Origin of the sequence: Pseudomonas sp. 22085 (assembly GCF_052045815.1) — a bacterium.
Classification (GTDB): Bacteria; Pseudomonadota; Gammaproteobacteria; order Pseudomonadales; family Pseudomonadaceae; genus Aquipseudomonas; species Aquipseudomonas glycinae.
Window position 1 is genome coordinate 317,170 of sequence record NZ_JBQEQA010000005.1, and the last position, 11,644, is coordinate 328,813.

Annotated in this window: 14 protein-coding genes and 1 pseudogene; 4 read left to right on the forward strand and 11 right to left on the reverse strand. The window is 62.0% G+C overall.

Annotation, left to right across the window (positions count from 1 at the left end; translation table 11 throughout):
• The first annotated feature begins 244 nt into the window (after window positions 1-244).
• The 3 genes from ACTJK7_RS08265 (at window position 245) to ACTJK7_RS08275 (ending at window position 2,870) form a co-directional block, all read left to right on the forward strand.
• Entirely contained in the window at window positions 245-1,042 is a 798-nt protein-coding gene (locus ACTJK7_RS08265) for a transporter substrate-binding domain-containing protein (protein ID WP_108559177.1), read from the forward strand.
• Window positions 1,043-1,183: 141 nt separating this feature from the next.
• Complete coding sequence (locus ACTJK7_RS08270; protein WP_007952431.1) at window positions 1,184-2,143, forward strand: amino acid ABC transporter permease; 960 nt, start codon at window positions 1,184-1,186, stop codon at window positions 2,141-2,143.
• On the forward strand, window positions 2,136-2,870 hold the full coding sequence (locus tag ACTJK7_RS08275; RefSeq protein WP_108559179.1) for an amino acid ABC transporter ATP-binding protein: 735 nt from the start codon (window positions 2,136-2,138) through the stop codon (window positions 2,868-2,870). The genes ACTJK7_RS08270 and ACTJK7_RS08275 overlap by 8 nt, the downstream gene beginning before the upstream one ends.
• 168 nt (window positions 2,871-3,038) lie before the next feature.
• On the opposite strand, the gene ACTJK7_RS08280 is transcribed toward ACTJK7_RS08275, so the two are convergent.
• From ACTJK7_RS08280 to ubiE, 11 genes and pseudogenes are all read right to left on the reverse strand, one after another.
• A complete protein-coding gene (locus ACTJK7_RS08280) occupies window positions 3,039-3,911 on the reverse strand; it encodes a methyl-accepting chemotaxis protein (protein ID WP_419791859.1) in 873 nt (290 codons plus the stop codon).
• Window positions 3,894-4,955 (reverse strand): annotated as a pseudogene (locus tag ACTJK7_RS08285) (methyl-accepting chemotaxis protein); the annotation flags it as partial. The pseudogene ACTJK7_RS08285 and the gene ACTJK7_RS08280, both read right to left, overlap by 18 nt.
• 106 nt (window positions 4,956-5,061) lie before the next feature.
• Entirely contained in the window at window positions 5,062-5,769 is a 708-nt protein-coding gene (locus ACTJK7_RS08290) for a 16S rRNA (uracil(1498)-N(3))-methyltransferase (RefSeq protein WP_064382826.1), read from the reverse strand.
• Window positions 5,766-6,554, reverse strand: a complete 789-nt coding sequence (tatC, locus tag ACTJK7_RS08295; protein ID WP_007952425.1) for a twin-arginine translocase subunit TatC — start codon at window positions 6,552-6,554, stop codon at window positions 5,766-5,768. The genes ACTJK7_RS08290 and tatC overlap by 4 nt, the downstream gene beginning before the upstream one ends.
• Entirely contained in the window at window positions 6,551-6,997 is a 447-nt protein-coding gene (gene tatB / locus ACTJK7_RS08300; protein ID WP_440780001.1) for a Sec-independent protein translocase protein TatB, read from the reverse strand. Before tatB ends, tatC begins: the two co-directional genes overlap by 4 nt.
• A 10-nt stretch (window positions 6,998-7,007) precedes the next feature.
• On the reverse strand, window positions 7,008-7,286 hold the full coding sequence (locus ACTJK7_RS08305; RefSeq protein WP_007952423.1) for a twin-arginine translocase TatA/TatE family subunit: 279 nt from the start codon (window positions 7,284-7,286) through the stop codon (window positions 7,008-7,010).
• Window positions 7,287-7,311: 25 nt separating this feature from the next.
• A complete protein-coding gene (locus ACTJK7_RS08310) occupies window positions 7,312-7,644 on the reverse strand; it encodes a phosphoribosyl-ATP diphosphatase (RefSeq protein WP_007952422.1) in 333 nt (110 codons plus the stop codon).
• Window positions 7,637-8,038 (reverse strand): phosphoribosyl-AMP cyclohydrolase, encoded by a 402-nt coding sequence (hisI, locus tag ACTJK7_RS08315; protein WP_007909357.1) that lies wholly within the window; start codon window positions 8,036-8,038, stop codon window positions 7,637-7,639. Before hisI ends, ACTJK7_RS08310 begins: the two co-directional genes overlap by 8 nt.
• A gap of 80 nt (window positions 8,039-8,118) precedes the next feature.
• Window positions 8,119-9,723, reverse strand: a complete 1,605-nt coding sequence (gene ubiB / locus ACTJK7_RS08320; protein ID WP_064382828.1) for a ubiquinone biosynthesis regulatory protein kinase UbiB — start codon at window positions 9,721-9,723, stop codon at window positions 8,119-8,121.
• A complete protein-coding gene (locus ACTJK7_RS08325; RefSeq protein ID WP_440780000.1) occupies window positions 9,720-10,343 on the reverse strand; it encodes a ubiquinone biosynthesis accessory factor UbiJ in 624 nt (207 codons plus the stop codon). The genes ubiB and ACTJK7_RS08325 overlap by 4 nt, the downstream gene beginning before the upstream one ends.
• Entirely contained in the window at window positions 10,343-11,113 is a 771-nt protein-coding gene (ubiE, locus tag ACTJK7_RS08330; RefSeq protein WP_007952418.1) for a bifunctional demethylmenaquinone methyltransferase/2-methoxy-6-polyprenyl-1,4-benzoquinol methylase UbiE, read from the reverse strand. The genes ACTJK7_RS08325 and ubiE overlap by 1 nt, the downstream gene beginning before the upstream one ends.
• 165 nt (window positions 11,114-11,278) lie before the next feature.
• On the opposite strand from ubiE, the gene ACTJK7_RS08335 reads away from it, so the two are divergent.
• Window positions 11,279-11,554 carry a polyhydroxyalkanoic acid system family protein gene (locus ACTJK7_RS08335; protein ID WP_007952417.1) on the forward strand — a complete coding sequence of 92 codons (276 nt, stop codon included), beginning with the start codon at window positions 11,279-11,281 and terminating at the stop codon, window positions 11,552-11,554.
• Window positions 11,555-11,644: the final 90 nt, after the last annotated feature.

Here is an 11,644-nt window from a genome sequence, read left to right on the forward strand (position 1 = left end):
AGAAACCCCGCGAAAGCGGGGTTTTTTTTGCCTGCCGATTAGTGTCGCGGATCACTCGTTCCCACGCTCTGCGTGGGAATGCAGCCCGGGACGCTCTGCGTCCCATACGGCAGCAACCGATCAAAAAACCTTGTGCAAACGGACGAGTGCGTTAGCATCCGTCCCCGAATTGGCGCACCCGGACAATCTTGTCCATTTCTGTCGGTTTTCGCGCCGCAAACGCAATGGTTTTGGGGACTTGAAGATGAAGAAGTATCTGTCGATGCTGCTGGTCGGCGTCACGGCACTGGTTGCAGTCAATGCGGCGCAGGCCGGCGCAATCGACGAGGCGGTCAAGCGTGGCTCGTTGAAAGTCGGCATGGATCCGACCTACATGCCGTTCGAAATGACCAACAAGCGCGGCGAAATCATCGGTTTCGAAGTCGACATCCTCAAAGCCATGACCAAGGCGATGGGCGTCAAGCTGGAGCTGGTCTCCACCGGTTACGACGGGATCATCCCGGCGCTGATGACCGACAAGTTCGACATGATCGGCAGCGGCATGACCCTGACCCAGGAACGCAACCTGCGCCTGAACTTCAGCGAACCGTTCATCGTGGTCGGCCAGACCCTGCTGATCCGTAAAGAGCTGGAAGGCACCATCAAGTCCTACAAAGACCTGAACACCGCCGACTACCGCATCACCTCCAAGCTCGGCACCACTGGCGAGATGGTCGCCAAGAAGCTGATCTCCAAGGCCAAGTACCACGGTTACGACAACGAGCAGGAAGCCGTGCTCGACGTGGTCAACGGCAAGGCGGACGCCTTCATCTACGACGCGCCGTACAACGTCGTTGCAGTGAACAAGGTCGGCGCCGGCAAGCTGGTGTTCCTCGACAAGCCGTTCACCTACGAGCCACTGGCCTTCGGTCTGAAGAAGGGTGACTACGACAGCATCAACTTCATCAACAACTTCCTGCACCAGATCCACGAAGACGGCACCTACGATCGCATCCATGACAAGTGGTTCAAGAGCACCGAGTGGCTCAAGGACATGGAATAACACCCGCTCGCCGATCCTTCCCACGCTCTGCGTGGGAATGCCGCCCGGGACGCTCCGCGTCCCTTCGCAAGCGTGACGCAGAGCGTCACAGGATGCATTCCCACGCAGAGCATGGGAACGAGCGACTCAGAGAAACATTCAATGAAACAGAAAAAAGCCCAATGGCCCTGGCACGTCCTGACCGTGCTGGTGCTGGTCGGCCTGGCCGGCGCGCTGTATTACGCCACGTCGCTGATGTCCTACGAATGGCGCTGGAACCGCGTGCCGCAGTACTTCGCCTATCAGGCCGAGGAAACCCAGCGCGCGACCGATATTTCCACCGTCAGCGAACTGGTGCGCAAGGGTGGCAGCGCGCAGGTCACCCTGCGCAACGATGCCGGTGACGAGCAGCACCTGACCGTCGACGAAAACAGCCTGCAATTCGCTCAGGGCGACGATGTGGCCGAAGGCGACGTCGTGGGCGTGACCCGGCATTGGGCGGCGGGTCCGCTGTTGTGGGGCCTGTGGACCACGCTTTGGCTGTCGGTGGTGTCCGGCGTGCTGGGTCTGCTGATCGGTCTGGCGACCGGGCTGTGCCGGCTGTCGAGCAACCCGACCCTGCGCGACCTGTCGACGATCTATGTCGAGCTGGTGCGCGGCACGCCGCTGCTGGTGCAGATCTTCATTTTCTATTTCTTCATCGGCACGGTGATGAACCTGTCCCGGGAGTTCGCCGGGATCGCAGCGCTGTCGCTGTTCACTGGCGCCTACGTGGCGGAAATCATCCGTTCCGGTGTGCAGTCGATTGCCCGTGGTCAGAACGAAGCGGCGCGTTCGCTGGGCCTGAGCGCCGGCCAGTCGATGCGTCATGTGGTGCTGCCGCAGGCGTTCAAGCGCGTGCTGCCGCCGCTGGCCGGGCAGTTCATCAGTCTGGTCAAAGACACTTCGCTGGTGTCGGTGATCGCCATCACCGAGCTGCTGAAAAGCGGCCGTGAAGTCATCACCACCTCGTTCTCGCCGTTCGAGATCCTGTTCTGCGTCGCCGGCCTGTACCTGTTGATCAACCTGCCGCTGTCGAAAATCGCCAGCCGGCTTGAGCGGAGGCTCGCGCAAAGTGATTGAAGTCCGCGATCTGGTAAAAGTCTTCGACACCCGTGGGCAAGTGGTGCGCGCGGTGGATAACGTCAGCACGTCCGTGGCCAAGGGCGAAGTGCTGGTGGTGATCGGCCCGTCCGGTTCCGGCAAGTCGACCTTCCTGCGTTGCCTCAACGGTCTGGAAGAATTCGATTCCGGCTCGGTGAGCATCGACGGCCTGCAACTGGCCGACCCGAAAACCGACGTCAACGCCTATCGCCGCGAAGTCGGTATGGTGTTCCAGCATTTCAATCTGTTCCCGCACATGACCGTGCTGGAAAACCTGTGCCTGGCGCAGAAAGTCGTGCGCAAGCGCGGCCAGAAGGAAAGCGAGGCCAAGGCCCTGGCGTTGCTGGAGAAGGTCGGCATCGCCCAGAAGGCCCGCGAGTACCCGTCGCGCCTGTCCGGCGGTCAGCAACAGCGGGTGGCGATTGCCCGGGCGCTGGCGATGGATCCGAAGGTCATGCTGTTCGACGAACCGACCTCGGCCCTCGACCCGGAAATGGTCGGCGAAGTGCTGGACGTGATGAAGAACCTGGCCGTGGAAGGCATGACCATGGTCTGCGTGACCCACGAAATGGGTTTTGCCCGGGAAGTGGCGGATCGGGTGCTGTTCTTCGATCACGGCAAACTGCTGGAAGACGCCTCGCCGGCGGAGTTCTTCGATGCGCCGAAGGATCTGCGAGCCCAGGCGTTCCTGCGGCAAGTCCTCTAAACGCAGGGCAAAAAAAACGCAGCCATTGGCTGCGTTTTTTTATCACTGATCGTTCCCACGCTCTGCGTGGGAATGCCGCCCAGGACGCTCTGCGTCCCTTCGCAAGCGTGACGCGGAGCGTCACAGGATGCATTCCCACGCGGAGCGTGGGAACGATCGGGCGTCCACTTACACCTTGAACCGGCCCACCAGCGTTTGCAGGTGAGTGCCCAAACGCGCCAGCTCGACGCTGGAGGCCGCCGTCTCTTCACTGGCCGCCGAGGTCTGGTCCGAGACATCCCGCACGTTCAGCACGCTGCGGTTGATCTCTTCAGCCACGGCGCTCTGCTGCTCGGCCGCTGCGGCGATCTGCTGGTTCATCGCCTGAATCGCCGAAACGGTACGGGTGATGCTTTCCAGCGAACCACCGGCACGCCGGGTCAGCTCGACGCTGCTGTCGGTCAGGGTGCGGCTGTTGTCCATGATCGTCGCGACTTGCTGGGTGCCGTTCTGCAGGCCGACGATCAGTTCTTCGATCTCTTCCGTGGACTTCTGAGTGCGCTGGGCCAGGCTGCGGACTTCGTCGGCAACCACCGCAAAGCCACGTCCGGCTTCACCGGCACGGGCGGCCTCGATGGCGGCGTTTAGGGCCAGCAGGTTGGTTTGTTGGGCTACGGACTTGATCACGTCGAGCACGCTGCCGATCTTGTCGCTTTCGCGCTTGAGCTCGCCCATGGCCTCGGTGGAATGGCTGACTTCAGCGGCCAGACGTTCGATCTGGGCAATGGCTTCGCCAACCACCTTGTCGCCTTCACGGGCCTGCTGGTCAGCAGCGACCGCGGCTTCCGAAGCTTCCTCGGCGTTGCGCGCGACTTCCTGCACGGTGGCGGCCATTTCGTTCATGGCGGTCGCGACTTGGTCGGTTTCGACTTTCTGATTGTTCACCCCGGCGCTGGTCTGCTCGGTCACCGCGGACAACTCTTCGGCGGCGCTGGCGATCTGGGTCACGCCGTCGCTGATGCCGCCGATCAATTCGCGCAGGCCCTGGGTCATGCTCTGCATCGAACGCTGCAGCTGACCGAGTTCGTCACGGCGCAGGGACACCAGATTGTGGGTCAGGTCACCGGCGGCCACGCGTTCGGCGACTTTCAGGGTCTGCTCCAGCGGAATGATGATCTGTCGGGTGATCGCCCAGGCCGCGAGCAGACCGAAGGCCAGGGCCAGCAGGGTGGCGATCATCAGCATGTTTTTGGCGTGCGCGGCATCGGTGTCGCGGACGATGGTCTGAGATTCGGTAAGTTTCTTGCTGACGTCGAGCAGGATGTCGCCCTGAGCGGTCATGCGAGCCATGGCCTTGGCATTGTTCACCTGGGAGTCGCGGAACTGGCTGACGGCAGCGCGGTAAGCCTTCAGCGATTCGGTGGCCTGTTGCAGGTTGGCGATGTGTTGTTCGGGCAGTTTGCTCGGCAGGCTTTCGAGATTGTTCAGAGCCGCGGCGATGGCATCCAGCGCCGGTTGTTCGGCTTCGGCCTTGCCGCTGTAGGTGTAGCCGCGCACCTGATAGCGCGCCTGCTGCAGCAGTTTGCTCAGCTCGATCACGCTGTTGAATTGCGCAACGCTGTCGCCTTGCAGCAGGGATTTCTCGACTTCGCTGACCTTGGCCACGGCGTTATCGGCGCTGGCGCCGAGTTTGCTGCGGGCGTCTTCACGCTGCACGGTGGCCTGGGTCATGTCGCCAAAGGCGCGTTTGTACTCGGCGACCGCCGCCAGTTGCTGGTCGATCATGGCCACGTCGGACGGTTGCTCGATCATGCCGCGCGCGCTTTGCAGGCCGCTGTCGAGCTTGCCGAGCAGGTCATTGACCGCGCCAGGGCCCTGTTCGCCACGGCGGGCTTCATAGTCCAGGCGTGCCAGGCGCAGGTCTTTGGTCAGCTCGTTGAGGCTGGAGATGAAGCCGAGCTTGTCACCCCGGCTGATGATCCCGCTCATGCCGGTCCAGCCGGTGAAGGTGATCAACAGGGTCAGCAGCAGCACCAGGCCGAAACCGATTCCAAGCTTACGTTTGACGCTGACGTTTCCAAGACTCTCGGCTAACCAACGGTACATGCGACGACTCCCTCGGACCACTAATTGGACTTATGGAGAGGGTATCGGCCGGATGATGGCAATCTGTAACGCCTTTTGTCCGGCGAAGCGCTTAGAACAGAAGCGCTCAGAACAGCCGGGCCAGCAGCGCGGTGACGGCGGTTTCGACCCGCAGGATTCGCTCGCCCAGTTGCACCGGTTGCAGCCCGGCCTTGGCCAGCAGGTCGATTTCGTAGGGAATCCAGCCACCCTCGGGGCCGATGGCCAGGGTCACCGGTTCGTTCAGGGCGCGGGGGCAGGGCGGGAAATTGCCCGGATGACCGACCAGGCCGAGGGTGCCGTCGGTGATGGCTGGCAGGCGATCTTCGACGAACGGCTTGAAGCGCTTCTCGATGATGATTTCCGGCAGCACGGTATCGCGGGCCTGTTCGAGGCCGAGGATCAGTTGTTCGCGGATGGCGTCCGGTTCGAGGAACGGCGTCTGCCAGAAGCTTTTCTCGACCCGGTAGCTGTTGACCAGAATCACCTTCGACACGCCCATGGTCGCCACGGTCTGGAACACCCGGCGCAGCATCTTAGGGCGGGGCAGGGCGAGTACCAGGGTCAGCGGCAGTTTGGCCGGTGGCGGTTGATCGAGGGTGACCCGCAGTTCGGCTTCACCCGCGTCCAGGCGCAGCAGCTCGGCCGAGCCCATCAACCCGCCGATCCGCCCGACCCGCAGGCTGTCGCCGACTTCCGAACGGTGGACTTCCTGCATGTGGGTCAGGCGCCGATCACGCAGCACGACGCGGTCGGCCGCAATGAAGTCGGCCTCTTCGAGCAGCAGCAGGTTCATGGCTGAGTCGCTGGCGGCTGGTCGTTGTGATCGTCGGCGGTTTCTTCCGGGCGCTCGCGCTTGCTGACCAGGCTGCCGAAAAGGATGCCGACTTCGAACAGCATCCACATCGGCACGGCCAGCAGGGTCTGGGAGAAGATGTCCGGCGGGGTCAGGATCATGCCCACCACGAAGCAGCCGATGATCACATACGGACGAATCTTCTTCAGGTATTTGACGTCGACCACGCCGATCCACACCAGCAGCACCACGGCCACCGGGATTTCGAACGCCACGCCGAAAGCGAAGAACAGCGTCATGACGAAATCGAGGTAACTGGTGATGTCGGTCATCATTTCCACGCCGGCCGGGGTGGCCGAGGCGAAGAACTTGAAGATCAGCGGGAACACGAAGAAGTAGGCGAACGCCATGCCGGTGTAGAACAGCAGGATGCTGGAGATCAGCAACGGCACCGCGACACGCTTCTCGTGCTTGTACAGGCCCGGCGCGATGAAGCCCCAGATCTGATGCAGGATCACCGGGATCGCCAGGAACAGCGAGACCATCATCGTCAGTTTCAGCGGCGTCAGGAACGGCGACGACACGTCGGTGGCGATCATCGTCGCGCCGGCCGGCAGGTATTCGCGCAACGGCGTCGAGACGAAGGTGTAGATCTGCTGGGTGAAGGCAAACAGCCCGGCGAAGATGATGAAGATCGCCGCGACGCAACGCAGCAGGCGGGTGCGCAACTCGGTGAGGTGCGAAACCAGCGGCATGTGCTGGTCGTTTTCGGGGAGATCGCTCATGGGGCTCGCGGCGGCAATGTTGGGTCGTGAGGCGCTGGTGTGGTCGGCGCGGCGGTTGGAGCTACATGTTCAACCGTCGTGGTTGCGACAGCAGGTGCAGAATCGGTTGGCGCTACGACAGGTGCTGGTGGCGTCGCGGCGGCAGGCGCATGAATCGTCTGCTCACCCACGTGCTCGACCGGCGTCGGCTCCTGCTGAACCGGCGTGAAAAACTTCCGCGCCTCCTGTTCCAGCGACAGGATGTGCTCGTTGTGCAGTTGCCGACGGATTTCGTCGGCACCGATTTCACGCTCAACTTCCTGTTTGATCGCGTTGAAGCTGCGCTTCAGCCGTCCGACCCACAGGCCGGCGGTGCGTGCAGCGCCCGGCAGACGCTCGGGGCCCAGCACCAGCAGGGCGACGAGGCCGACGAGCAGCAGTTCAGAGAAGCTGATACCAAACATTAGTCAGTGCTCACACGTCTTTGCGGATCGGCTCTTCGACTTTCTGCGCCTGCACGTCGATGGTGTGCGGCGGGTTGGCCTGAGCGGTGGCTTGCGGCTGTACCGGCGGTACCGGTTGCGCAGGCGTGACGGTCGGGTCGGCCGGTTTTTCGTCGTCGTTCATGGCTTTACGGAAGCCCTTGATCGATTCGCCGACGTCGGTGCCGAGGTTTTTCAGTTTCTTGGTGCCGAACACCAGTACCACGACCACCAGGATGACGATCCAGTGTTTCCAGTCAAAAATGCCCATGTTGCTGTTCCTCTCTTGAAGTTGTTCAGGCGGACGGACGCGAGGCTTTCTCGACGTGTCCGGACAGGCCGAAGCGGCGATCCAGCTCATCCAGCACTGCCTGCGGATGCTGCCCCAGCTGGGCAAGCATGACCATGCTGTGGAACCACAGGTCGGCGGTCTCGTAGATCACGTCGCTGCAGTCGCCGCTGACGGCGGCGTCCTTGGCGGCAATGATCGTTTCGACCGATTCTTCGCCGACCTTCTCCAGAATCTTGTTCAGACCCTTGTGATACAGGCTGGCGACATACGAGCTGTCGGCGGCTGCGCCTTTGCGCTCCTCAAGTACCTGAGCAAGGCGAGTCAGGGTGTCACTCATGTTTGTGTCCTGCGGAATAGATGGCGTGCGGGTCTTTCAGGACCGGGTCGACCGTTTTCCAGTCGCCGTTTTCGAAGACGCGGTAGAAGCAGCTTTGACGGCCAGTATGGCAAGCGATGTCGCCGATCTGCTCGACCATCAGGATGATGACGTCGGCGTCGCAGTCCAGACGCATTTCATGCAGCGTCTGTACGTGCCCGGACTCTTCGCCCTTGCGCCACAGCTTGCCACGGGAACGTGACCAATAGATGGCACGGTTTTCCGCCGCGGTCAGCTCCAGGGCTTCGCGGTTCATCCAGGCCATCATCAATACGCGTCCGGTCTTGTGATCCTGGGCAATCGCCGGCACCAGGCCATCGGCGTCCCACTTGATCTCGTCCAGCCAGTTTTTCATCTTCGACTCCGACAGCGAACCCACACTTCAATAGTCGGGTTCAGGCGTTGAAACAGTGTGCCAGCCGATCACGGAACTGGCTATCGGCGAACGACCAGATACAAGCCGACTGCCACCATGATCCCGGCGGGCCAATGCCCCAGTTCGTGCATCGGGCCCCCGGCAGCGAGGATCGTACCGCCCGCCAGATGGGCGCTGCCGAGCAGGCGCAGGAACCAGTCGTCCTTGCGCTTTTTCCACGGCGGTGGCGGGTCGTTGGCGTGGGGCTGGGACATGCGTTCGAGCAGATCGCGGGCCATGTTGGCCAGGTGCGGCAGTTGTTCGAACTGGCTCTGGACGTTGCCGAGCAAGGCTTTCGGGCTGACGCGCTCGCGCATCCAGCGTTCGAGGAACGGCTGCGCGGTGTTCCACAGATCGAGGTCCGGGTACAGCTGACGGCCCAGGCCTTCGATGTTCAGCAAGGTCTTTTGCAGCAGTACGAGTTGCGGTTGTACTTCCATGTTGAAGCGGCGCGCGGTCTGGAACAGGCGCATCAGCACCTGGCCAAATGAAATATCTTTTAATGGTTTTTCGAAGATCGGCTCGCACACGGTACGGATCGCCGCTTCGAATTCGTTGAGCTTGGTTTCCGCCGGCACCCAGCCTGAATCGATGTGCAATTGCGCCACGCGGCGGTAGTCGCGCTTGAAGAAGGCGAACAGGTTGCGTGCCAGATAGTCCTGGTCTTCCGGGGTCAGGCTGCCGACGATGCCGCAGTCGATCGCGATGTACTGCGGGCTCCACGGGTTGACGGTGCTGACGAAGATGTTGCCCGGGTGCATGTCGGCGTGGAAGAAACTGTCGCGGAACACCTGGGTGAAGAAGATCTCCACGCCGCGTTCGGCGAGCATTTTCATGTCGGTGCGCTGGTCGGCGAGGGTTGCCAGATCCGTCACCTGGATCCCGTAGATGCGCTCCATCACCAGCACTTTCGGCCGGCACCAGTCCCAATAGACTTGTGGCACATACAACAGCGGCGAGCCCTCGAAGTTGCGCTTCAACTGGCTGGCGTTGGCCGCCTCGCGCAACAGGTCGAGTTCGTCGTAGATGGTTTTTTCGTAGTCGCTGACCACGTCCACCGGGTGCAGCAGGCGGGCGTCGGCGGAGACCTTTTCGGCGGCGCGGGCGAGGATGAACAGCCACGCCAGATCCTGGGCGATCACCGGTTTCAGGCCCGGGCGGATCACCTTGACCACCACTTCTTCGCCGGTCTTCAGTTGCGCGGCGTGTACCTGCGCCACCGAGGCCGAGGCCAGCGGTTCGACGTCGAAGCGACTGAACACTTCGCTGATCTTCTTGCCCAGTTGCTCTTCGATCAGCTTGACCGACAGCTGCGAATCGAATGGCGGCACCCGGTCCTGCAACCGCATCAGCTCATCGGCGATGTCTTCCGGCAGCAGGTCGCGGCGGGTCGAGAGGATCTGCCCGAACTTGATGAAGATCGGCCCCAGATCCTGCAACGCCAGGCGTAGACGTGCGCCACGGCTGAGCTCCAGCGGCTTGCGCGGGAACCAGCGCCACGGCAGGACGTAGCGCAGCGCCAGCAGGAACCACGGCAAAGGCAGATCGAACAGCAGGTCATCGAGGCGGTAGCGGATCACGACGCGCTGGATGCGCAACAGACGGCGGACGGCGAGCAGCTTCATGCGTTATCGCTTGGGTCGAGGGATCGGGAAAGGCGCTCGAAGCGCGCCTCGAGACGTTCCAGATCGAGTTTGATCCGGTCCAGTTCGCTGAAACGGGCTTCGGCTTCGCGCTGCCCGACGAGGGTGCGCGATTCTTCGGCCAGGTATTCGGCGAGGTTCTGGTTGAGGCTGGCAAATCCTTGTTGATACCAGCGGGCGCGGCTGCGCAGGTGACCGCCGACCAGTTGCGTGGCGACCGGGCCCAGCCAGCGCGAGAGTTCGTACTCCCAGTCCAGCTCGAGGTTCTGCAGCACGCCCGCCAGCTCCAGCAGCACGCCGCTGTCGCCGTCGAGTTCGACTTCCGGTGCGTGCAGCACCGCCGTCTTGTCCTTGCTCAGGGCCAGTTTCACCAGGCTCGAGGCCGGGGCTCGCAGGGTGCAATCGACGCCGGTTTCCCAGTGGGACGCCAGCATCAGGCCTTCGTCGCTCGGCAGGATGAACAGTTGCAGCGCCGGGTTGCGGCAATTCACGGCAATCACTTTGCCGGTCAGATGCGCCAGTCGCGGCAGCGCCGTGCTGTCGAGACGCAGCACACGGTTGAGGCCGAGTTCGACGCTGGCGAGCAGCCCGGTCAGCAGCATCAGGGTTTGATGCCGCGGTGCAGGGCGACGATGCCTGCGGTCATGTTGTGATAGGTCACGCGGTCGAAACCGGCGTCGACCATCATCGACTTCAGGGTTTCCTGATTCGGGTGCATGCGGATCGATTCGGCCAGGTAACGATAGCTTTCCGAGTCGTTGGTGATCAGCTTGCCCATCAGCGGCATGAAGGCGAACGAATAGGCGTCGTAGGCCTTGGACATCAGCGCGTTGGTCGGCTTGGAGAATTCCAGTACCAGCAGGCGACCGCCCGGCTTGAGTACGCGCAGCATCGAGCGCAGGGCGTCTTCCTTGTGCGTCACGTTGCGCAGGCCGAAGGCGATGGTCACGCAGTCGAAGTGGTTGTCCGGGAACGGCAGTTTTTCAGCGTCGGCCTGGACGAACTCGACGTTGCCCGACACCCCGACATCCAGCAGGCGGTCACGACCGACCTTGAGCATGGATTCGTTGATGTCGGCCAGCACCACCTGACCGGTCGGGCCGACCAGGTGCGAGAACTTCTTGGTCAGATCGCCCGTGCCACCGGCGATGTCCAGCACGCGGTTGCCGGCGCGTACGCCCGACAGTTCGATCGCGAAACGCTTCCACAGACGGTGCATGCCGCCCGACAAAAGGTCGTTCATCAGGTCGTACTTCGCCGCTACGGAGTGGAAAACCTCAGCGACTTTTTCCGCTTTCTGGCTTTCCGGAACGTTTTTGAAGCCGAAGTGAGTGGTGGGTTCGGCATCGCTGCCTTTGCGCTGATCAGTCATATCGCTGTCACCAAAAGAGAATGCGCGACATTCTAATCCCCAAGCCATGCTTTGTCTTGGAATGGCTAAAGGTAAGATGGGCAACCTTCGGGACGATTTGCCGCAGTGGCGGTCAAGATTCGTTGCAGGCATTCATAGCCCCATTCAAAAAGCAGGAGTCATTCAATGGCCCATATCAGTGTTGAGCGTGCCCACAGCCTGGGCAAGGAAGCAGCCCGCGAGAAAGCCGACAAACTGGCGCAGAAACTTTCCGATCAATATGGCCTGGAGCCGCAGTGGTCGGGCGATGTCCTGAACCTCAAGCGTTCGGGCGTGAAGGGCGCGGTGCATGTGGCCGAGGATTCGATCCGGGTCGACGTCGAACTGGGCCTGATGATGTCGGCCATGAGCGGCATGATCAAAGCCGAGATCGAGAAGGCGCTGGATAAAGCGCTGGTCTGACGCGGTTCTTGCAGCTTCAAATCCTTGTGGGAGCGGGCTTGCCCGCGATGGCGTCGGCAAATCCAGCATCTTTATCGGCTGAACCTACGC